The following is a 22,135-nucleotide window of genomic DNA, read 5'->3' on the forward strand; positions in this document are numbered from 1 at the left end:
GCCCGGACCAGCTTGGTCCGGGCCGCCCCGTCGTCGTGGGACGCGTGAGGCGGGCCGGATCAGATCCGCACCTGCACGGCGCGGGCCAGCCGGTCGTGCAGGCCGCGTCCGTCACGGTCCCAGATGAGTGCGGGGATGGCCACGCAGAGCAGCAGACTGCGTACGAAGACCCGGCCGGTGCCGAGGCGCCCGCCGCCCTCCGCGACGACCCGCAGCCGCAACAGGCGCTTGCCCGGCGTGAATCCGACCGTCGAGACGGTGAGCAGGCTCAGTACGAAGAAGACCAGCAGGGCCCAGTTGCCCGCCGACTGCTGGCCGCCGCGCGAGATGAGCCCGTATGCGATAAGCATGCAGAGTGCCCAGTCGATGAAAACGGCCGCGAAACGGCGGCCCAGCGGCGCGATGGCGCCCGGCCCTTCCTCCGGCAGACCGAGCCGCTTGCCCCGGTAGCCGAAGTCGGCGCCCATCTCCTTCGCGGCCTCACCCGGTCCGGAGAGCCACGATCCCACTGCTTGCCTGTTGTCCACCCGACCACGGTACTGCGGCCCCGGTCCGATCCGTACGGTCGGGGGTCGTCGCAGCGGTGGCGCACCCGGCCCGGTTAACTTCAGCGAAACAAATGGGTCATGCTTGAGAAATCCGCTGTCCCTATGGTCGGGTCCAGCTTGTGCCACCGCCCTGGCCCCGTAACGAGCCGCAACCCCGCCCCTCCCGGGTCGGGAGTAGGAGGAGTTGGATGTTCCAGAACGCCGACGACGTGAAGAAGTTCATCACCGACGAGGACGTCAAGTTCATCGATGTCCGGTTCTGTGACCTGCCCGGTGTGATGCAGCACTTCACCATCCCGGCGGCGGTCTTCGACCCGGATGAGGAGCTTGCGTTCGACGGCTCGTCGATCCGCGGCTTCCAGGCCATCCACGAGTCCGACATGGCGCTCCGCGCGGACCTGTCGACCTCCCGGGTCGACCCCTTCCGCCGCGACAAGACCGTCAACATCAACTTCTTCATCCACGACCCGATCACCGGCGAGCAGTACAGCCGTGACCCGCGCAACGTGGCGAAGAAGGCCGAGGCGTACCTCACATCGACGGGGATCGCCGACACCGCGTACTTCGGCCCCGAGGCCGAGTTCTACGTCTTCGACAGCGCCCGTTTCCAGACCTCGGCGAACGAGAGCTTCTACCACATCGACTCCGAGGCCGGCGCCTGGAACACCGGTGCCGAGGAGAACAACCGCGGCTACAAGGTCCGTTACAAGGGCGGTTACTTCCCGACCCCGCCGGTCGACCACTTCGCCGACCTGCGCGCCGAGATCTCCCTGGAACTGGACAAGAACGGCCTCCAGGTCGAGCGCCAGCACCACGAGGTCGGCACGGCCGGCCAGGCCGAGATCAACTACAAGTTCAACACCCTGCTCGCCGCCGCCGACGACCTGATGCTCTTCAAGTACATCGTGAAGAACGTCGCCTGGCGCAACAACAAGACCGCGACCTTCATGCCCAAGCCGATCTTCGGCGACAACGGCTCGGGCATGCACGTCCACCAGTCCCTGTGGTCCGGCGGATCACCGCTCTTCTACGACGAGCAGGGCTACGCGGGCCTCTCCGACATGGCCCGCTACTACATCGGCGGCATCCTCAAGCACGCCCCCTCGCTGCTGGCCTTCACCAACCCCACGGTGAACTCCTACCACCGCCTGGTCCCCGGCTTCGAGGCCCCGGTCAACCTGGTCTACTCCCAGCGCAACCGCTCGGCCGCCATGCGGATCCCGATCACCGGCTCGAACCCGAAGGCCAAGCGCGTCGAGTTCCGCGCCCCGGACCCCTCGTCCAACCCGTACCTGGCCTTCTCCGCCCTGCTGATGGCCGGCCTGGACGGCGTCAAGAACAAGATCGAGCCGGCCGAGCCGATCGACAAGGACCTCTACGAACTGGCCCCCGAGGAGCACGCGGGCGTCGCCCAGGTCCCCACCTCCCTCCCGGCCGTCCTCGACGCCCTGGAAGCCGACAACGAATACCTCCAGGCCGGCGGCGTCTTCACCTCCGACCTCATCGAGACCTGGATCGACTACAAGCGCACCCAGGAAATCGCCCCGATCCAGCTGCGGCCGCACCCGCACGAGTTCGAGCTTTACTTCGACCTCTAAAACGTGGGGTCGGGTGACCTTGACCGGAGGCCCTGGAACGTGAGGTGACCTGCGGAAACGCTGTTCAGCGTTTCTCGTTGGTACCGCTCGCTTTCCAGGCTCTTGTGCACCGGGTGTGCACCGGACCGGCAGAATCCTGACTGAGCGTCAGAGTCATTCGATGAGGGCTGCTCCCCTGATGCCAGGGAAGCAGCCCTCATTACGTTGCAGCGGGTCTTGAGCCTTAACGATCTGCTCATCGAGCTATCCTGCGGGCACGGATCTTGCGTAGTACCTGCTCCAAGGGCTCGCTAAAGCCAACTAGGTGCACCTGGGTCCCATCGACCTCGATAAGCCCAATGTGCCGAAAAGCAAGTAGCTCGTCGACAGTCGCTGGCTCAACGTCGAAGTAGGACCGAAGCTTACTCAGCCGATCGAAGCCAGGGGCTTCTTCTGACGCGGACCTGGCGATTACGCGAGCAAGATCGACGGCGGGGCCCTCGTCGCTCCACGTCTCCGTGTAGCCCCCTTGCGGGAAGTCGTTGGAAGTGCACCCGCTGCGAAACTCTCGCGCAGCGCGCAGCACGAAGTCTTCAACTGTCAGCGCGGCTTCCCTGTTCGGCACCTCCTGCTGCTCAAGCAGGATCCCGCCCCGGGCCTCGTGAGAGGAAATCCTGTCGTGCCTTACCTCGGTGCTAGTAATACCGACTTTGTACGCACGGAGCGCGGGAAAATGCATTACGTAGACGACATGAACGGCATCCGGGTCTGCGGCTTCGGCGCAGCTGAGACAAGGGGCCACACGGCTCTTGAGCTCGGAGATCGAAATGTTGCGCTCGGCACCGCAGTCCATGCAATGTGCCGCAACTCGCTGACCGAATCGGGCATATCCACTACAGTCGCGCACCAGCCCATGTGCCCGGAAGAACTCTCTCTGCCATGAAGCCAATGGTAGAGAGAAGCAGTACGAACACCGGCTACGGTCAGGATCGCTTAGGCAGCCGAGGGTCTGCGACACACTCCGCTGGGCCGCAGTGCCGCACATGACGCACTCAACCTCGACCAACGACCACACGTGCTCCATCCGTTCAGCGAGCCCAGCGGCATCCGACACCTCCTCGGCCGGACTGCGTACAAGGAAGTCCTCCCCCAGGACAATCTCTGCCGCTTGCTCAACGGTGATGTCCCACTTCGCGGGCTCGCTCACCAGCCCCTGTTCGTACATCTGACGGCACGAGCACCAGTCGCAGTATCGGGTGATGCTGTTGCGGACCTCGGTGTAGGGAACGCGGTCAGCGCGATCACATTCAATGCAGACACACTGACGCGCTTGCCCAGAAGAAACGTATGGCTCGATGGGATTCCAGCCAAGTTGCAGGTATCGGCTGTCGATACAGCCGATACATCGGCCCGGTTTCCCCTTTCGATTGGCGCTATCCCCGGTCTGACACTCCGGGCACCTTCTCTCTGCCGCCATGCGTCTCCCCCACACAGTTCGAATGCTCGGGTCAGCACCGTAGCTGCAGCCACTGACAGTGGAGGCGCGGCTCCTACTGCCAGCCGTCGAGGGAAACCTGCGACCCGTCGGCGAGATAGCGGTGGAGAGCGCTGGCTGTAGTGTCCACGAACTGCTCTGGGATGGCATGCGCATCCATCCACCCCACCTGAGCGTGCTTACGCGGCTCCCGGTTCTCCGGCTCGCCGGACCACTCGTGCGCCGCGAAGACGACGGTGAGGAAGCCGTTCGGGGCCTCAACTCCCCACGCCCCGTGAATGATGTGGGCGACTTTCAACACCTCCGGCTTCACGACCAGGCCCGTCTCCTCGTACAGCTCGCGCACCGCAGTCTGCGTAATCGGCTCCCCCGGTTCGCTCTTGCCGACCGGAAGGTCCCACTTGCCCTGGGCGAACTTGGCGTTCTCGCTGCGCTGGAGGAGGACGACTCGGTTGGTGGCCTTGTCGTGGACGATGACGGCCGCGACCAGCAGGGTCATCGATTCGAGCGCCGGCTTGAGTGCTTGGGAGCGGTCGTCGGTCTGCTGGGCCACGGTGTTCCCTTCGTCGGGCGGGTTGTTGGGCATGTTAGGCGAGGGCCTCGCGGGCGCGGCGAGCGAGATCGGTGGCGCCGGGGACACGGCGGCGCTGATAGATGGCGAGGGTTGAGCGGATCGAGGTGATCGCCTTGCGGGTGCGGTCGGAGGTCATGCCCTCCATGAGGACCAGAGCTTGAGTCCAGGCAGCGACGGCTTCGTCGGCGCGAGCCTGGGCGGCGAGGCTGTCGCCGAGGTCGGCGTGGGTGAGGGCGTGGACGCGCTTGTACTTCGTCGGATCCCAGCGCATGAGGGCATCGCGGTGCTGTTGCTCGGTGCCCACGTGGTCGGCGAGGTCAGTCAGGGTGCGGGCGGTGTGGCTCGCCACGGTGCCGGCGGCGGGGCCGCTCACGCGGGAGTAGCTGGGCTGGGGGCCGTCGTCACGTAGGAGAGCGTTCTCCGCTGCGAGCAGGGCGCGTGCGGCCAGGGGGTTCTCGCCGACGGCGGCGTAGGCGCGGGCGTGGGTGATGTGGAGGAGGGCTTCGGTCTGACCGTCGATATGGCCGGCGCCTTGGGAGAGGGCGGCTTTGGCGAGGTCGACGCAGTGGTGGGGCTGTTTGAGGCTAAGGGCCTGGTGGGCGAGGGCGCGCATCATCCAGGCTGCGTGGCCGTGGGGGTCGGCTTCGCAGGCGAGCCGGTAGCCGACCTGGTAGTAGCGCTGGGCGGCGCCTTCCTGGCCGAGGTCGTGGTGTTTCCATCCTGCGAGGTAGGCGAGTTCAGCGACCGCGCCGAACGCAGCCCGACGTAATTCGTCGCCGGGAAAGCGGCCCCGCAGCATGGGGGCGGCTGTGTCTGCGAGGTACGCGGTGACCGTGGTCAGGCCGTGGCCACCCCCCAGGCGCTCGTCGGCCGCGGTGATCTGCCGTACGACGTCTACGTCCTCCACCCCAACTACGGATGTGCCGGTGCGGGCGCGGAGCATGCGGGCGGTGGCCTCGTGGTCGTAGCCGAGCGGCATGGCGACGCCTGCGGTGGTGAAGGCTGCGATGGCAAGGAAGCGGCGGCGCTCGACGTCTGCGCGGCCCAGGTCGGTGACGGCGAGTACGGGATCGGAGTCCGGCGGCGCTTCGCCGTCACCGGCGTGGATGCCGATCTCGGTCATGGTGATCGTGCGCCCTGCTCGGCGGGACAGCGCCTCGGCCAGGTACTGGCCAACCCGGCCAGAGGGGGTGCGGGTGCCGTTCACCCAGTGCGAGATGGCCGACTTGTTGGTCTGGAGGATCTCGCCGTTCTCGGCGGCGATGCGTCGCACCTCCCTGGCGAGGGCTTCGTAGGTGCAGTCGACCGCTTCGATGACGTCGCGCATATGGGAGTTGGGGTCTCTCCGCGCCGCCACGACCGCCTCCACTCCGGAGCTGTAAACCGCGTATACCGCTTCACCTACCTTCCACCGTACCCACTGAGCGTGACCACCGGTTCACTTATCAGCAGCCGCCCGGAACGGTCTGACCGTGATCCAGGCTCCCCCTTGGACCGGGCGGCTTCCCGAAGTTCCGTACGCCCACTCCAGGTTCGGGCATTCCTGTGCCCGGCCTTAGCTGAACAGAGACGGAGAAACGGTGACCACTATCGACGGCGCGGCCATCACGGTCGAACTGCCTGATGCCTTCGACCCTCGCTGGAGCCGCCTGCCCGGCATCCAGGTCGACGACCGACGGCTCACGATCGATCCGGCCAAGTACTTCTTCCGCTTCGAGTCCCACACCTGGCTCGTCGTCGACTGGGAGCTGGTCAAGTCCCAGCTCCTCGGTGTGGACGAGACGACCGAGAGCGCGGTCGAGCAGCTCGCGCTCGACTTCATCAAGAACCACGGCGAGTCCACCACCGCCGCCGCTCGTGTCCTGGCCACCGCGTATGAGGTGTATGCCTACCTCTTCCGCGACGAGCACCTCACCGGCCTCGGCCTCCCCCAGATCACCACCGACCACCTGCGGATGCTCCGCGAGGCGGCCACGCTCATGGCACTCAACAAGGTCGAGCTCGACGGGCACATCTCCAACGTCGGACCGTGCTGGTTCTTCCCCGCCGCCACCTCTGTCGTCTTCGACCTGGACGACGAGACGGGCGGGATGCTCGACGAGGTGTACCACGGCGGGTGGTTCAACGAGCACCGGCGGATCGAGTCCATCAAGGCCCACACCGCGCTCGGAGGCCGACTCGTGCACGGCTGCCAGTCCGTGCCGGACCAGTCCGGCGGCGTTGTTGCGCCCTACGGTGCGTCGATGGCCGACTTCCGTGACGATCTAGCCCAGTTCAAGGCTGGGTGGATCGAGCAGGTCTACTCCCACCGTGTGACCGGCAACCCTGCCGCATAGCCCTTCGAGGAGGCTCCGGGGCGGGATGCCACCGCGACACTCCTCCCGCCCCGGACGCCTTCATCCCCGTACAGGAAATCCAGGAGCACTCCCCATGGACGAGTCCCTCAGCGTCGAACTCCTCCACAACCTGTGCACCGCCACAGGACGGCCTCTCCCCACTCGCGAAGCGGTGCGGGTTTGGTCGATGTCCGGCGTCGAACGCGTTACCTTCCCCGACCACACCACCGCGATCTTCAAGTACGCCAAGCGCCCCTTCGACAGCGAGGGCCAGGTCCTACGCCTAGCCCACACTCTCGGTATTCCCGTGCCCAAGGTGTACGCCTCGGCCGTACGCGACGGCCGGCTCGGCATGCTCCTCGAAGATCTTGGCCTCGCGGTGCGTGAGGCTGATGACCTCGACGGCGCCGCAGCAGCGGTCGTCGTGCACAGCGCCCGCACCGCACCGGCGCTCTCCCTCCTCGACGAGGAGCGGTTGCGTACCCTCCCCGGCCGTGCCCTCGACCACCTCCACGCCCTGCGCAAAGCCGACCGCTGGGCAGCCGAAGACACCGACGACATCGAGCAGGCCCTCGACCTCCTCGCCCGAGCCGCACCGCACCGCGCGACCGGTGCCACGCTCGCCCCGTTCGGCTGGGTGCACTCCGAGTTCCACCCCACCAGCCTCCACATCGGTCACGGCAACACCTGGCGCCTACTCGACTTCGCCCGCGCCTTCACCGGCCCCGGCCTGCTCGACCTGGCCAGTTGGCACGGCACCGTCGAGGACCCCGACCCAGTGCGTCTGCGCGCCTTCATCGAGCAGTACGTGGCTGCGGGCGGCTCGCCTGACGCTCTCGCCCGGCGCGGTGAACTCCCTAGCGAGCAATGGTCGTTGGGATGGCAGCGCATCTGGAGCGTGGAGTGGTTCATGGAGCAGGCGGTCCGTTGGATCAACGACCCCGCCACCGACCCGGCGTACATCAAGGTCGTACGCCGCCATCTCACTGACGTCCTCCACCTCCTGGAGGTCTAGGAGGTCTAGATGCCCACTGCACCAGCGCCCTCTCCCTGGCACGCCCACGCCCTGCAACGCACCGCCACCGCGCCAGCCGAACCCCTCCCAGTCCCCGCCCGGATGGAGTGGACCACCCGCCCGGGTCTCGGCCCCGGCGCGGAGATCCTCGGCACCGACCTCGCCCACCGCCGCATCCTCGAACTCGGCTGCGGCCCCGGCCACAACGCCGCCCACCTCGCCACCCGCCGCGGCGCCCGCGTCACCGGCGTCGACCTCGTCGGCATCCAGATCCGCCGAGCCCGTATCCACTACGGCCGCCTCTCCGGTCTCACCTTCGCCGCCGGTCACGGCCTCCACTACCTCCAGGCGACAGACGAGCACTTCGACGCGATCTATTCGGTCTTCGGTGCAATCGGCCTCGTTCCGCCGAACCTCCTCCTGCCTGCCGTCGCAGCCCACCTCAAACCCGGCCGTACCCTCGCCTTCACCGTCCCTCATCCCCAGCGCGGCGGTCGACGCCCCGCCATTGACGATCGGCCTCGCCGCGACCACGTCACTCTCCCCGACCGCACCCGGCTTCCCCTGGTGCGGTGGGAGTTCGACGCTCAGCGATGGGAGCAGCACCTCGCCCGTGCCGGCCTCTGGCTCACCTCAGCGCAGGACTTCCACGATGCTCGCCACGGCCCGTGGCCGACCACTCTCTTGATCACCGCGCGCAAGCTCTGACCCGCCCCTCGCCCGAGCCGGAGGAACCGATGCGCCCGCCCTACCTCTTGATCGACATCGACGGTGTCCTCATACCGTTCCCGCACGCGGACGGGGCCACTCCACCCAGTCACGTCCGCTACGACGTCGTACCTGCCGGTCGCCCGCCCGAGACTCCCGTTCCGGTGTGGCTGAACCCGGAGCACGGACCGATGCTCACCGACCTCATCCGCATGAGGCTGGTCGCCCCGACGTGGTGCACCAGCTGGCGCCACGACGCCATCACGCTGATCGGTCCCCTGCTCGGTATGCCCACCTTCCCGTACGTCGATCTGCCCCGCCCGAACATCACCACCAGCCACCCCAACGGCTACCTCTGGAAACGCGACCACGTCGACGCGTGGCTCGGCGACGCACCGGCCGCCTGGATCGACGACGACTTCACCGATCTCGACCACGCCTGGGCGACCGCACGCGCCGCTCGCGGGTTTCCCACCCTGCTGGTTCAGCCCGACCCGTACGTCGGCCTGCTGCCCGAGCATCTGGCGGCAGTGCGGGACTGGGCAGCGGTCCCGCATTCGGCGAAACGGGCCGCTTAGGGCCCCTAGCCCAAATAGTGAGGTGGAGACCGCCGATGTCCAGAGTCGACACTTCGGTCGTCAGCGTCGATAGGCCCTGTTCCGCGGGGGTTGCACGCCTCACTGCTGGGATCTGCTCCTGTTGCGCTGCAGATGCGACGTGCATCGTGCTCGACCTGCGTGCCACCTGCACGCGCCGCTGGACTACTCAGAACCGACGCCATCACGTACCAACGGCCGGTCGCGGGGACAGCTCTGCCAGGCGCCCGCACCTTCCGATTGCTGGCTCAAGCGCAAGACGTTGGTGTAGCGTCTTTCCAGCGCTGCTGCGGCAGTGCGTCTCGCTACACCCGGTCCCGGCGCCGGAGCGAGCAGTGGGCTCTTGAGAGTCACCCGCAGTGGCAGTCAACACGTATCAGGACATCCGAACTGTCTCTCCTGCCGTCGCCGGGCGGTAAGTGGAAGGGGCAAGGTATGTCCAGATCACGCAATACCAACCGTCTGGCCAAGAAGATCCGCGACCAGACGCCACTGACGCTCTCAACCGCTTCCAGGCTGGCCCAGCAGGCCGATGTCTATCTTGGGACCTCGATCGTAGATTCCCCTGATCCCCGTCAGCGCCGTCTAGAAGCACATGTGGCCCATGTGTTGGCCACCGGCTTCAAGGATCACCAGCTCAACGGTGCTCTTCTTGGAGTTCGAGAAGCAGAGCCGGAGGCTAAGGGTGTAAAGCTGACCCTGGAATCGGACATGGCGAACGAGGTTCTTCGTGAGCTTCTCCCGCGGTTCGATCACATCTACGGTGGCATCCGCGGTGTCCCCGGGCTGCGCGTGCGGGAGAGCGAAGGGCAATTGATTCTCCACGACGCGATCAGCTCGGCTCACGTCATCGTGACGCGCGCCGACGGTGGCACCATCCGCCTGCCGTCTGCGCGCGACGACGAGGTGCTTCTGTGGAAACGGCTTCCCCGTGGCCTCTCCCGCGACGAAAAGCAGGAGGCTGAGGAGTGGACAGACTCAAGAGGGATCAATGACCTGCGGGTGCGAGACTTGCTGTTGAGTCGGATTCTGCGCTGCCCAGCTTTGGTCAACAGGACTGCTGAGCCACACGGATTCGCCAACTGCTATACACATCACGCCGGTGACCTGGTGATCGAGTGGTGTTGCGGTGACACCGTGGAAACACTCTGTGCGGTCCTCTTGGCCCACGGATTCCTTGATGAGGTGCCTCGGGCGGACACGATCGAGCTGATTTCCAGTCACTCTGCTCATCTCGGTGATCGCACAGTGATTTTGAATCGGCACGGGTCATGTTTGTACGGCCGCAACGCGGAAAAAATCGCCGAGTCCATCAGGAAGGGTTACGAGTCATGACCCCGTCCGGGGTGGCACTCATCCTACCGGCCTGCATGGTCATCGGAGTTGTCGCACGCTACGTGCGGGACCTGTCGGTGCTTCGCCGCCTGGAGCGGCTGCTGGACGGCTGTGACCAGCGACAACGAGTTGAGGTCTGTCGGATCCTTGCGGCCTCGTTGCACACGGTCGGGAGAGCGGAGTTGCACGGCGAGCAACCACTCACCGAGCCAGTAGAGCGGTAAGGCTGTCGAGCTGCGGAACAATCCGGTGCGCACCCGTAGTGCACCGGCAATCGCCCGGCACTTCCCGTGCTTCCCATTGGCGCCACTCGCCCTCCGGCCTTCTGCGCGTCGGACACGTACGCGCCGGGCCCCGGGCACAGTTCCTGATGGCATACCAGTTCATTGGTGAGGGCTGTTTCCCTGGTCAGCAGGGAAACAGCCCTCGCCGCGTTGGAGGGCCGACGGCTCTCGCTCGGGCGTCGCGCGAAGCGTCTAGGGTCGGGGCCATGGATCACGAGCCGATGCGACGAGTTGCTGAGTTCCGCGAGGTGTTCGACGGTGGGACTGCGGCCGAGCGCCCCGAAGTGGCCGAACACCGAAGGACGTTGCTGACCGAAGAGGCACGGGAGGCTGCCGAGGCCCTCACGGTTCTGGCGAAGACCCTGGAAAACGGTGAGGACCCGGTGGTCGCGTACAGGGCGGTGGCCAAGGAACTGGCCGACGTCCTCTATGTCACCTACGGAGCCGCGGATGCGCTGGGGATCGATCTGCCGGCCGTCTTCGTCGAGGTCCACCGGTCCAACATGAGCAAGCGCGACGCTGACGGGCGGGTGGACCGCCGGGCCGACGGCAAGGTGCTCAAGGGGCCCTGCTACCGGCCGCCGGCACTCGACGGCATCGTCGAGTGGCCGTCGACCGGTTCCTGAGCGTTTCGCACGGCTTTCGGCTTTCGGCTTTCGGCTTTCGGCTTTCGGCTTTCGGCTTTCGGCCGGGTTCGGCGGCCCTCGTGCGTGTGCGTGTGCGCGTGCGCGGCCGTGCGCGGCCTCCGTCAGAGCAGGTGCTGGGCCCGGAGGTCCGTTACGTACTTGGTGATCAGGTCCTGTGACAGATGGGGGATGTCGTTCTCCTCGTTGAGGGCGGCGGCCCGGACCGCCGTACGGAAGCGGTCCGCCGGGAGGGCGGAGCCGGGCACGGGGGCCTCCGGCTTCGTGAAGGCGTGCAGCAGGGGGAGCAGCGAATGGTGCCGCTGCCGGTCGGGGAGGCCGCGCAGGGCGGTCTCGAAGCGGTCGAGCCACTCGTCGTAGTCGTCGATGCGCTCCAGCGGGTGCCCGGCCGCCACCAGCCAGTCGACGCAGGTGTCGAGCGAGATTCCGTCCTCGTGCGGGTTCACGACGTTGAAGGTGCGGTAGCCCTCCCGGGCGCCGTCGCCCAGCGAGGCGATGGCCCGTGCCGTGAAGTCCACGGGGAGCCCGTCGTAGTGCCCGCCGCCGCCTTGCGCTCGCGACGCGCCGTCGGCCCGGTCACCCCCGCCGCCGCCGTGGCCGGTGTCGCGGGCGTAGAAACTGCCCGGGGCGATTCCGGTCGCCAGCAGGCTGAGCAGGAGGCGGGTGAAGACGTCCGGGATGTTCAGCTGGCCGCGGTAGCGCGGGTGGGCGAGGATCAGGTTCGAGCGGAACACGGCGACCGGGAGGCCGTACGTGTCGTGTGCCTCGCGCAGCAGTACCTCGCCGGCCCACTTGCCGGCCGCGTAGCCGTTCGCGTAACCGCTGTCGAGGTCGCGCGTCCCGCAGGCCGTGCGGATGTCGGCCGTCTCGTCGGCCGCGGCCTCGCTCCCGAAGACGACGGCCACCGTCGAGAGAAAGCTGAACTGCTTGATCCGGGAGGTCACCGCCAGCCTGATCAGTTCGGCCGTGCCCAGCACATTGGGGCCGAACTGCTGTTCGTACGGCAGGACATGGTTGACGAGTGCCGCCGGGTGGACGATGAGGTCCACGGTGTCGGCCAGCCGCTGCCAGGTCTCCTTGTCGAGCCCGAGGCCGGTCTCCGCCACATCGCCCGCGACCACCTCCAGATGCCCGGCGGCCAGTTCGTGATAGTGCCGGAGGAGTGCCGGGTCGCCGCTGTCGAAGGCGGCGTCGAGCCGTGCCCGGGCCTGTTCGTCGGTGCTGCCGCGGACCAGGCACACCAGCATGCCGCCCCGCTCCGCGACGCGCTCCAGCCATTCGAGGCACAGGAAGCGGCCCAGATAGCCGTTGGCGCCGGTCAGCAGGACGGTCCGTGGCCGGGGCAGTGGTCCGGCCGGCCTGCCGGGCTGCGCCACGGCCTCCGTGCCGAAGAACGCGTCCATCGTCAGATCGCCCGCCGACAGACGGGTCGCGCCCGGTCCGTGGACGCTGTCGGCGGTCGGGCGGTGGTGTCCCGTCGCGAGGGCCCTCTCGATGTGGTCGGCCACCTGCTGGAGGGTGTTGACCGGGTTGATGACGACGTCGACGGGGATGCCGACGTGGAAGATCTCCTCCAGTAACTGGGAGAACGACAGCGCGGAGAGGCTGTCACCGCCGAGTTCGACGAAGCGCATACCGGGCTGCACCTCGTCCTGTCGGCGTCCGAGCAGCGCTCGTGCGGCCCGGACCACGGTCTCCCGTACCGGCCGGTCCTGCCCTGCCCGGCGCAGTGCGTCGAGTTCGCCGGTCTCGCGCTCGGCCAGCTCGGTGTACAGCGCTTCGAGGCGCTCGCCGTAACGCTTGGTCAGCGCGGGGCGCAGCAGCTTGCGTACGCCGGAGAGCAGCCCGTTCTGCGGGCTGAACGGTTCGGTCTCGATCAGGAAGTCCCTTGGAATCTCGTACGAGTTGAGGCCGGCCCCGGCGGCGAGACGTCGCAGGGATTCGCGCAGGTCCGAACGGAGGCGCCGGGTGTCGTCGCCGGTGCGGTCGAGCGCGTCCTGGGTGGGCACGATGACGGCGAGCAGATGGGAGCGCGCGCTGTTGCCGTAGACGAAGACCTGCCGGATGTCCGGGTCTCCGGTGAAGAGGGCTTCCAGACGGGAGGCGGCCACGAACTCGCCCTGGGACAGCTTGAGGACGTTGGAGCGGCGGTCGACATAGCGCAGTTCGTCGGGTCCCACACGGGCCATGATGTCGCCCGTGCGGTAGAAACCGTCCTCGTCGAAGACCTGGGCGGTGGCGTCCGGTCGCTGGAAGTAGCCGGGGACGAGCCGGTCGGACTTGATCAGCAGTTCGCCCCTCGGGTACGGCGAGTCGGTGCCGAAGTAGCCCAGTTCGGGCACGTCCGCCAATCGGTGGCCGGTCACCGGGGGGCGCAGCACCCGGCCGTCGAGCGACACGATGCCGGCTTCCGTCGACCCGTAGCCGTCGCGCATCCGGACGTGGAAGCAGCTCTCCATGAACGCGGTCATCTCCGCGCTCAACGGGGCCGAGGCGTTGACGGCCCACAGGAGGCGGCCGCCCATGGTCCTCTCCCGAAGCTCCTCCTTCACCCGCTCCTCGGCCTCGGCGCCCTCCTCCCCCGCCCTGGTCCGGCGGGCCAGCTCGCTCCCGTAGCGCTGGAAGAGCATGTCGCAGAGGCGGGGCACCATGACGAACTCGGTGGGGCGGACCAGGGCGAGGTCGTCGAACAGGGTCGACAGGTCGCTCGACGCCGCGAAGCAGGCGGTGCCGCCCTTGGCGAGCGTGCCGAACAGCACGCCGCGTCCCACCATGTGGCTCAGGGGCATGTACGCGAGCACGAGGGACGGCCGCGGCTCCTGGCCGGGCACGAAGTCCGCCCAGAACCGTGTGGCCAGCTGTTCGGTGTACATGGCTCCCTTGGGGGTGCCCGTGCTACCGGAGGTGTAGATCAGCGCGCTGAGCGCGTCGACTGCCGCGCCCTCGGAGCCGCGGGGAACCGGCGAGCGGCGGGGAACCGGCGGCAGGGTTCTGCCCCGCTCGATGAGTGAGGCCAGCGTGTCCAGGGCGACGCCCCGGCCCTGTACGGCGAGTTGACCGCGTGCCAGGTCCAGCTTCTCGCGGTGAGCGGTCACCTCGCGGTGGTGGCCGATGACGACGATTCTGGCGAGTGACGGTGCGTCGGCCGTGAGTTGGATCGCGGTCTCCAGGTGGGCCATGTCGACCGCGAGTACGCGCGGTGCGGTCTGGGCGATGACGGGGGCCAGGTGCCCCGCCGACGCGCCGGCCTGGAGAGGCACGCAGACCGCACCGGAGCGGACGCACGCCAGGTCCACCACGGCGTACTCGATGCTCCCGGGGCCGAGAAGCGCGACGAAGTCTCCCCTGCTCACGGCGTGGCCGGGGTGGTGCTGCCACTCGGAGGCCACCGCGCCGACCGCTTCCCAGAGTTCGCCGTAGGTGATCGTGTCGAACCGCTCCAGGAGGCGCAGCGCGGTGCGGCCCGTGTCCGGGTCGGTGAACGGCTCCGTAGCGCGCTCGCCCAGCGCGGGGCGGTCCGCGTACCCCTCCATCACCGTGGCCACGAGGTCGCCGAGCGGCAGTCCCGGCCGCCGGATCGCCTCGGTGACGGTGTCCAGGGGTGCGGCGGCGCGGAACTGCGGGTCGGTCGCATACAGGTGGCCGCCGCGCTGAGCGGTACGGGCGCTGAACTCGTCGGTCGGGGGCTGCGATCCGGTCATGGGTGGTCTCCTCTGCGGCCGTGAGGCTGCGGTCTCGGATCCATGGTCATCTGGGGAATCCGTACGTCCGGGCATTCGTATGTACGGGCAAGGGAAGACGGGCCGGCGGCCGGCTGCTGAGGGGGCGGGGCTGCCCGGACCGTGTGCCGCCCGGGCCGTGCACGTCGGTCAGCGGGCGGTGCGGCTCACATGGCGGTCGCGCCCCGCCCCGTATCCGGCGCCTGTCATGGCAAGGCTGAGGACGACCAGGGCGACGAGCGGAAGCGTCCAGCTGCTCGTGATGTCGTGCAGGATGCCGAGGAGCAGGGGCCCGGCCGCCGCTACGAGGTAGCCGATGGACTGCGCCATACCCGCCAGCGCGGCGGCTTCGCCGGAGGTGCCGGCGCGCTGGCTCTGGAAGGTGAGCGCGAGGACAAGGCACGCGCCGCCGCCGAGTCCGAGCAGGGTGCACGCCAGGACGGAGAGCGCGGGGGCCGCGACCAGTACGGTGAAGCCGCCTGCCACGAGGACGGAGGCCCCGGCCGCGATCCAGCGCTGGTCGTGCCGGCCCCGGGTGAGCAGGGGCAGGAGGCTGCTGGCGGCCAGGGACACCACCTGGTAGGAGAAGAGCATCCATCCCGCCGTGGTGCTGCTCGTGCCGCGGTCGACCAGGATGCTGGGCAGCCACGCGACGGCGGTGTAGAAGGCCAGGGACTGCAGGCCCATGAAGAAGGTGACCTGCCAGGCGAGCCGCGACCGCCAGGGCACGGGGCTGTGGGTCCCGCCGGTGGACACCGGTGGCTTGTCGCCCCGCGTCCGGGGCAGCCAGACGAGGAACGCCACGACGGTGAAGGCGGCGCCCCAGGCGAGAGCGGTGTGCCAGGAACCCGGCAGGGTGTGGGAGAGCGGCGCGGAGATCCCGGAGGAGACGGCGGCGGTGACGCCCATGACGGTGACGTAGAGGGCGCTGACGCCCTGAATACGGTGCGCGGGCACGCTCCGCCTGATCAGAGCGGGCAGCAGCACATTGCCGAACGCGATGGCCGCGGAGAGGATCACGGTCCCGGCGAACAGGCAGACCACGGAGGGAACCGACCGGACCACGGTGCCGACGGTCAGCGCGCCGAGTGCTGCCACCAGCAGACGTGCGGTGCCGAAGCGGTGGGAGGCCCGCGCCACCAGGGGTGAGGTCGCGGCGAAGGTCAGCAGCGGGAGAGTGCTCAGCAGCCCGCCCCAGCTCGCGGTCAGGCCGCTGCCGTGCTCGATCGCGGGCAGCAGCGTGCCGACACCGGTGAGGCTGGTACGGAGGTTCGCCGCTACGAGGCAGATCGCGACGACGAAGCCGATGGACACGGCGCGCCGGGTGTTGCCGGCCTCAGGCACTCCGGCGGCCTCGGCGCGCCGGGTGTTGCCGGCCTCAGACTCTCCGGCGGCCTCGGGCCTGCCGGATATCGGAGATGCCTCCTCGCTCACTTCGCTCACCGTCCGTCCGCCGCTTCCTCTGCCGTTTCCTCCGATGCCTGCTCCGACGCTCCCGGCGCCTCGGCCACATGGTCGCCGGTGAGCCGGACGATCGCTGCCGCCGCGTCTCGGGCGCCGTTCTCGTCCTGGGCCTCGATCGCGTGGACGAGCCGCCTGTGCAGGCCGGCGTGTTCCTCGGCTCCCGCGGTGTCCCAGGGCAGTCCGCCCAGCGAGGAGGTGAGCGCCGTACCGAGATAGTCGTAGACCTCGATCAGGAGGTCGTTTCCGCTCGCCCGGACGACGGTCCGGTGGAACAGCGCGTCGACGTTCCTGGCCGCGGACGCGTCCTCACCGGCGCAGGCCGCGTCGGCGTCGTCCAACAGATCTCTCAGCTGGTGCAGTTGGTCCTCGCTGCGGCGCAGCGCGGCGGCCCCCGATGCGTACTCCTCAAGGACGGTACGCAGTTCGAGCACGTTGTCCCGCTGTGCGGAACTCGCTCGCCGCACCATGACCGACTGGAGCTCGCTCGAAGCGCGGACATAGGTGCCGTCCCCGACCCGGGCTTCCAGCAGGCCCAGATGTACGAGCGCGCCGAGCGCCTCCCGCAGCGTGCTGCGCCCGACCCCCAGCTCCTCGATGAGGGCCTGCTCCGGCGGGATGCGTGTTCCCACCGGCCATCCGCCCGCCTCGATGTGCGAGCGGAGACTGTCCACGAGCTGCGCGGACAGGCTTGCCGTCCGTCGCGGTGTGCTGATGCGCTTCATGGAAGCAGCGTACACAAACATCAGACATTTGAATATCCCATGGGTGTGGGGCGGGAGAGGGGCCGCGAAAGGGCCGCCGCCCGGATGACGGGCGGCGGCCCTCGGTCCTTCTGCGTGTCACCTTCCGGTGTGCGGCAAGCCGGTGTGGGATCCGGCGTTCAGGCGACCACCGAGATCAGCAGGGCCATCAGCAGGCCGCAGACGCTCACGATCGTCTGGATCGCCGTATGTGATTTCGTCGCCTGGCCGAGCGACATGCCGAAGGACTCCTTCACCAGCCAGAAGCCCGCGTGGTTCACGTAGTTGAGGCCGATCGAGCCCGCTCCGATCGCGACCACGAGCAGGGCGGTGTGCAGACTGCTGCCGGACTCCGCCAGCGGGGCCAGGATGCCCGTCGCCGCGACGATTCCCACGGTGGCCGAGCCCGTCGAGAAGGACAGGAGCAGAGCCAGCAGCCAGCCCAGGACCAGGACGTTGACATGCAGTCCCGACGCGGCCGACTCGACGGCCTTGCCGATCCCCGAGTCCTCCAGGACCTGGTTGAACGCGCCGCCGCCCGCGATGATCAGGAGGATGCCCGCCACCGCCTTGAGGCTGTCGGTCAGGGACGAACGGATCGCGTCGGGCGTCATGTCGCTGCGGTAGCCGAGTGCGAAGAGCGCGAAGAGGAAGCCCGCGAGCATGGCGATCACCGGCTCGCCCGTGAAGGTCAGCACATGCCGTACGGGGCTCGACTCGTCGTACGCCAGCTCCGCGAGGGTGCGCAGCAGCATCAGGACCACCGGGACGAGCACGGCGGTCAGCGCCCAGCCGGTACGGACCTTGTTGACGGGAGGGGCGGAGCCGTCGGCGGCGGGGCCGTCGACGGCTCCGCCCGGGGCGCCGTCGGGCCGTTCGGAACCGGTGAACTTGGCGACCAGTTCCGGGTCGGGGCGGACGTCGAGACGCGGCGCTATCCACCGGCCGTACACCGGACCGGCGATGATGATCGTCGGGATCGCGCAGACCAGGCCGACCACGATCGTGATGCCCAGGTTGGCGTGCAGGCCCTCCACCGCGACCAGCGGGCCCGGGTGCGGCGCCACCATGCCGTGCAGGGTCGACAGAGCGGCGATGGCCGGGGTGGCGAGGAAGACGTACGGGGAGCCCTTGACCTGGTGGGTGTCCTGGAGGCGCCGGGCCACGCTGAAGATCAGCGGAAGCAGCACGATCAGCCCGATCTCGAAGAACATCGGGATGCCGATGATGAAGGCGGCGCCCGCCATGTACCAGGGCAGGGAGCGTTCACCGGACCGGTCGACGATCAGGCGGGCGATCTTGTCCGTGGCGCCCGATCCCGACAGCAGCCTGCCCAGCATGGCGCCGAAGGCCAGGGTCACACCGACGTTGCCGAGGATCCCGCCCGCGCCCGACTCCAGCGACTCCGCGATCTTCGCCACGGGCTGCCCCGCGGCCAGCGCGACACCGATCGATACGGTCATCAGCGCCACGAAGGGGTGGAAGCGCAGCCGTGAGTTGATCAGCGTGATCAGCGCGGCGATGGCCGCCGCCAGAATGATCAGCAGCGTCCAGGTGTGCCCCGTCACAGCCGGCCCCCGCGGGTGCGACAGGAACGGGCCCGTGGTCCGGGGCGCGGTATCTTCAGCAAGAGAACTCCTGGTGCGGCTCGTTGTGTCCCGGGCGGAAGCTATCCGGCGGCTGCCACTGCTCTCCAGGTTCTGCGCGCAACCCGCGTAAGCCCTGATCCGCGCTTTCTGCGCATTCTGTGCACGGGGCGGCGCCGGTTACCGTCGGCGGGGTGAGATTCTTCGAACCGTCCGCCCGGCGGCCGTCCGCCCGGCGGCTCTCCGCGCGCTCGCGGGGCGGCGGACGGTCCCGGCTGCGGATGCGACTGCGGCTGCGCACTCAGGTGCTGTTGTTGCAGTGCGCGGTCGTCGCGGTGACCCTGGCTGCCGCGTTCGGTGCCTTCGCGTACTCCAACGAGCACCGGCTCGTGCACGAGTACCAGCTGCGCGCGCTCGCCGTGGCCCGTACGGTCGCCGCCCAGCCCGCAGTCCGGCGCGGAGCTGCCCAGTACTCCGCGGCCAACGCCCGGCCGGGCGGCGGGGCCGCGGACACCCCGCGCGGGACGCTCGCCGCCGGGCCGGTCCAGACGGCGGCCGAGGCCGCCCGTACCAGGACGGGTTCGCTGTTCGTGGTGGTCACCGACGACCGGGGCATCAGGCTCGCCCACCCGGAACGCTCCCAGCTGGGCAGAAGGGTGAGCACCGACCCGAGCGGCGCCCTCTCCGGCCATGAGGTGCTGGCCAGGGACCACGCGTATCTCGGCCACGAGGTGGTCGCGAAGGTCCCGGTGTACGCGCCGGGCTCGCACCGGGTCGTCGGCGAGGCCAACGCGGGTGTCGCCGTGTCCGACGTACGGGCGCAGCTGGTGCGCGTACTCCTGGGCGGGCTCGGCTGGCTGATCGTCGCCCTGCTGCTCGGGATCGGCGCGTCGGCGCTGCTGGCGCGGCGGTGGAAGCGGCTGACGCTGGGCCTGGAACCGGAGGAGCTGGCCGGTCTGGTGCAGGAGCAGGAGGCCGTCCTGCACGGGATCGGGGAGGGGGTGCTCGCCGTGGACAACGGCGGGACGGTCACCGTGGTCAACGACGAGGCACGCCGGCTGCTGGCGACCCGGGCCCGGCCGGGGCGGTCCGTCGATTCGCTGGGACTGACACCGCGGGTGCTGGCGACGATCCGTACGCCGGTGGGCAGCCCGGTCATGGCAGCGGTCGGCGAACGGGTCCTCGTGCTCTCGTCGCGGCGGGTCGTACGTGACGGGCGGGATCTCGGCACGCTGCTGACCGTTCAGGACCGCACCGATGTCGAGTCGCTGACCCGCCAGCTCGACGCGGTCCAGGCGATGAGTTCGGCGCTGCGCGCCCAGCGCCACGAATTCGCCAACCGGCTGCATGTGGTCTCCGCGCTGGCCCACGGCGGTCACCTCGCGGAGACGGCCGAGTACATCGGCACCCTGCTCGGCACGGGCCCGCCGGGCGGGGCGCTGCCCGGTCTCGACGCGGTCCACGACTCCTACATGAGGGCCTTTCTGTCCGCGAAGGCGGCCCAGGCCCGGGAGAGCGGGGTGACGCTGGTGATCGGCGGGGCGACCTGGGCCGACGGGACCGTGACAGCGCCGGTCGATGTCACCACGGTGTTCGGCAATCTGGTCGACAACGCGGTCGACGCCGCCCGGGACGGCGCGCGCTCCCCCTCCCTCGTCGAGGTGGAGCTGATGACCGAGGACGGCACCCTCCTCATCACGGTCGCCGACTCCGGCGACGGCGTTCCGGACGGGCCCGCCGACGACGTGTTCCGCGAGGGCATGTCGACCAAGGACCACACGGCGGCGGTGGGCGGCCGGGGTATCGGGCTGGCACTGGCGCGCCAGATCGCCCGGGTCAGGGGCGGCGACATCCATCTCGCGGAGCGCGGCGGCCCGCCTGCCGGGACCGGGTCGCCGGGGGCGGACGGTGCGTCCACGGCTCGGGGGCCCGGTGGGCCTGGTGGGCCTCGGAGCGAGTACGGCGATCCGTCGGATTCCGGCCAGGGCGGGGCTGAGCAGGGCCGGGTCTCGGGCGGCGCCGTGTTCGTGGCCCGGCTGCCGGGGGTCATCGGGACGGAGAGCGAGGGGGACGGATCAGGGACGGCGGGAACCGGAGGAGTTGAAGTGTCCGGAGTGGGTGAAGTGAGTGAAGTGACGGAAGCGGCAGCAGAAGTGGCTGAGGGTTACGTGAGCGAGGGTGACGTGAGCGGGGCCCAGGCAACCGGAGCCCACACGACCGACGAGGTCCACCGGGCCGGGCCCGGAGTGGACCGTCCAGGGGCCGGGGACGAGGCAGGCCGATGACCGAGCGCGAGCCGTACTCCGTCCTGGTCGTCGACGACGACTTCCGGGTGGCCGGGATCCATGCGTCGCTGGTCGACGGGGTACCGGGCTTCCGCGCCGTCAGCACCGCGAACTCCGCCGGGACAGCGCTCCGGGCCGCCGCCGGTACGCCCGTGGACCTGGCGCTGATCGACCTTTATCTGCCCGACGGTTCCGGGCTCGATCTGCTGGGCCGCCTGGAGTGCGACGCCTTCGTCCTGAGCGCGGCCACCGAGGGGGCGACCGTGCGACGCGCGGTGTCGGCGGGCGCACTCGCGTATCTGGTCAAGCCGTTCACCCCGGAACTGCTGGCCGAGAAGCTGCACGGCTACGCCCGCTTCCGCCAGCTGACCGGCACCGAGACCGTCGACCAGGGCGCGGTCGAGAGCGCGTACGCGGCGCTGCGGAGTCCGGCGGCCACCCGTACGGCCCGCCCGCCTGCCGCCCGTACGGTGACCGGCGACGCGGTGCTCGCTGCGGTACGGGGTTCGGCGTCCCCGCTGTCGGCGGGAGAGGTCGGCTCGCTCATCGGCGTCTCGCGCGCCACCGCACAGCGCTACCTCGCGGGACTGGTCACCAGCGGCCTGCTGAGGATGAAGCTGCGCTACGGGGCGACCGGGCGCCCCGAGCAGGAGTACCGGATGCCGTGAGCGCCCTGGCCGGACACGGCGGGCCGGGGGGGCAGGTCAAGTCAGGTGCCGGAACTGCCGTCGAGGGTTTCGCGGATGATGTCCGCGTGACCCGCGTGCCGGGCGGTCTCCTCGATCATGTGCAGGAGCACCCAGCGCAGATTCCGGTCAGCGGCCTGCGGCCAGCCGCACGGGGCGTCCAGATCCATGCCGGCGACCGCCTTCCTCGACGCGGCGGACCGCTCCTCGTAGATGGCCAGCCACCGCTCCACCGTGTCGCGTTCATCGACGCGGAAGTCCTCCAGGTCGGTGTCCTGTTCCCCGTTGAGCGGCCACTCGCCGGGGAAGATCTCACCGGCCGCGATGATCAGGAACCACCGGCGCTCCCACAGCGCGCAGTGCTTGAGAATGCCCAGCAGCGAAAGCGCACTCGCGGTCGGGGTAGCGCGGGCGTCCGTGTCGGAGACACCCGTGACTTTACGGGCGAGGGCCGCACGCTGCCCGTCGAGGAACCCGCACAGGGCGTCGCGTTCGGTAGGAGGCGAGAACCGCCGGTCGGTCGTCATCCGGCGACGCTAGCCC

Annotated in this window: 17 protein-coding genes; 9 read left to right on the plus strand and 8 right to left on the minus strand. The window is 69.1% G+C overall.

All coding sequences use genetic code 11. The annotated features are described in order from the left end of the window. Window positions 1-59 precede the first annotated feature (59 nt). On the minus strand, window positions 60-527 hold the full coding sequence (locus ACWGKJ_RS29680) for an RDD family protein (RefSeq protein WP_385032946.1): 468 nt from the start codon (window positions 525-527) through the stop codon (window positions 60-62). A gap of 209 nt (window positions 528-736) precedes the next feature. Between ACWGKJ_RS29680 and glnA the strand changes: the two genes are divergently transcribed. Further along, a complete protein-coding gene (gene glnA / locus ACWGKJ_RS29685; RefSeq protein ID WP_385032949.1) occupies window positions 737-2,146 on the plus strand; it encodes a type I glutamate--ammonia ligase in 1,410 nt (469 codons plus the stop codon). Window positions 2,147-3,675: 1,529 nt separating this feature from the next. Here glnA and ACWGKJ_RS29690 read toward each other — a convergent pair. After that, window positions 3,676-4,206 carry an NUDIX domain-containing protein gene (locus tag ACWGKJ_RS29690; protein WP_385032952.1) on the minus strand — a complete coding sequence of 177 codons (531 nt, stop codon included), beginning with the start codon at window positions 4,204-4,206 and terminating at the stop codon, window positions 3,676-3,678. Between the two features lies 1 nt (window position 4,207). Beyond that, window positions 4,208-5,551 (minus strand): tetratricopeptide repeat protein, encoded by a 1,344-nt coding sequence (locus ACWGKJ_RS29695; protein WP_385032955.1) that lies wholly within the window; start codon window positions 5,549-5,551, stop codon window positions 4,208-4,210. Window positions 5,552-5,774: 223 nt separating this feature from the next. Here ACWGKJ_RS29695 and ACWGKJ_RS29700 point away from each other — a divergent pair, with 223 nt between their 5' ends. The 6 genes from ACWGKJ_RS29700 (at window position 5,775) to ACWGKJ_RS29725 (ending at window position 11,094) form a co-directional block, all read left to right on the plus strand. Continuing rightward, on the plus strand, window positions 5,775-6,530 hold the full coding sequence (locus ACWGKJ_RS29700; protein WP_385032958.1) for a hypothetical protein: 756 nt from the start codon (window positions 5,775-5,777) through the stop codon (window positions 6,528-6,530). Between the two features lie 94 nt (window positions 6,531-6,624). Further along, window positions 6,625-7,545 carry a phosphotransferase family protein gene (locus ACWGKJ_RS29705; protein WP_385032961.1) on the plus strand — a complete coding sequence of 307 codons (921 nt, stop codon included), beginning with the start codon at window positions 6,625-6,627 and terminating at the stop codon, window positions 7,543-7,545. Window positions 7,546-7,554: 9 nt separating this feature from the next. Continuing rightward, window positions 7,555-8,253 (plus strand): class I SAM-dependent methyltransferase, encoded by a 699-nt coding sequence (locus tag ACWGKJ_RS29710; RefSeq protein WP_385032964.1) that lies wholly within the window; start codon window positions 7,555-7,557, stop codon window positions 8,251-8,253. A 29-nt stretch (window positions 8,254-8,282) separates the two neighbouring features. Continuing rightward, window positions 8,283-8,831 carry an HAD domain-containing protein gene (locus tag ACWGKJ_RS29715; RefSeq protein ID WP_385032967.1) on the plus strand — a complete coding sequence of 183 codons (549 nt, stop codon included), beginning with the start codon at window positions 8,283-8,285 and terminating at the stop codon, window positions 8,829-8,831. A 453-nt stretch (window positions 8,832-9,284) separates the two neighbouring features. Beyond that, on the plus strand, window positions 9,285-10,184 hold the full coding sequence (locus ACWGKJ_RS29720) for a hypothetical protein (RefSeq protein WP_385032969.1): 900 nt from the start codon (window positions 9,285-9,287) through the stop codon (window positions 10,182-10,184). Window positions 10,185-10,674: 490 nt separating this feature from the next. After that, window positions 10,675-11,094: a pyrophosphohydrolase domain-containing protein gene (locus tag ACWGKJ_RS29725; protein ID WP_385032972.1), complete on the plus strand. Its 420-nt coding sequence runs from the start codon at window positions 10,675-10,677 to the stop codon at window positions 11,092-11,094. Window positions 11,095-11,216: 122 nt separating this feature from the next. Here ACWGKJ_RS29725 and car read toward each other — a convergent pair whose 3' ends face one another. From car to ACWGKJ_RS29745, 4 genes are all read right to left on the minus strand, one after another. Then, the gene (car, locus tag ACWGKJ_RS29730) at window positions 11,217-14,813 is read right to left on the minus strand and encodes a carboxylic acid reductase (RefSeq protein ID WP_385032976.1); all 3,597 of its coding nucleotides are present in this window, start codon (window positions 14,811-14,813) and stop codon (window positions 11,217-11,219) included. Between the two features lie 168 nt (window positions 14,814-14,981). Continuing rightward, complete coding sequence (locus ACWGKJ_RS29735) at window positions 14,982-16,274, minus strand: CynX/NimT family MFS transporter (protein WP_385032979.1); 1,293 nt, start codon at window positions 16,272-16,274, stop codon at window positions 14,982-14,984. Continuing rightward, window positions 16,271-17,017, minus strand: a complete 747-nt coding sequence (locus ACWGKJ_RS29740; protein ID WP_385032983.1) for a FadR/GntR family transcriptional regulator — start codon at window positions 17,015-17,017, stop codon at window positions 16,271-16,273. The genes ACWGKJ_RS29735 and ACWGKJ_RS29740 overlap by 4 nt, the downstream gene beginning before the upstream one ends. A 158-nt stretch (window positions 17,018-17,175) precedes the next feature. Then, complete coding sequence (locus ACWGKJ_RS29745) at window positions 17,176-18,603, minus strand: GntP family permease (RefSeq protein WP_453315867.1); 1,428 nt, start codon at window positions 18,601-18,603, stop codon at window positions 17,176-17,178. 212 nt (window positions 18,604-18,815) lie between these two features. Here ACWGKJ_RS29745 and ACWGKJ_RS29750 point away from each other — a divergent pair, with 212 nt between their 5' ends. Together ACWGKJ_RS29750 and ACWGKJ_RS29755 are read left to right on the plus strand one after the other, a co-directional pair. Then, entirely contained in the window at window positions 18,816-20,906 is a 2,091-nt protein-coding gene (locus ACWGKJ_RS29750) for a sensor histidine kinase (RefSeq protein WP_385027340.1), read from the plus strand. Continuing rightward, window positions 20,903-21,574, plus strand: a complete 672-nt coding sequence (locus ACWGKJ_RS29755) for a response regulator transcription factor (protein ID WP_385027343.1) — start codon at window positions 20,903-20,905, stop codon at window positions 21,572-21,574. The genes ACWGKJ_RS29750 and ACWGKJ_RS29755 overlap by 4 nt, the downstream gene beginning before the upstream one ends. Window positions 21,575-21,615: 41 nt before the next feature. Here the strand turns inward: ACWGKJ_RS29755 and ACWGKJ_RS29760 are convergent, their stop codons facing one another. Next, a complete protein-coding gene (locus ACWGKJ_RS29760) occupies window positions 21,616-22,119 on the minus strand; it encodes a DinB family protein (RefSeq protein ID WP_385027346.1) in 504 nt (167 codons plus the stop codon). Window positions 22,120-22,135 lie beyond the last annotated feature (16 nt).

Source organism: Streptomyces sp. NPDC054757 (genome assembly GCF_053612185.1).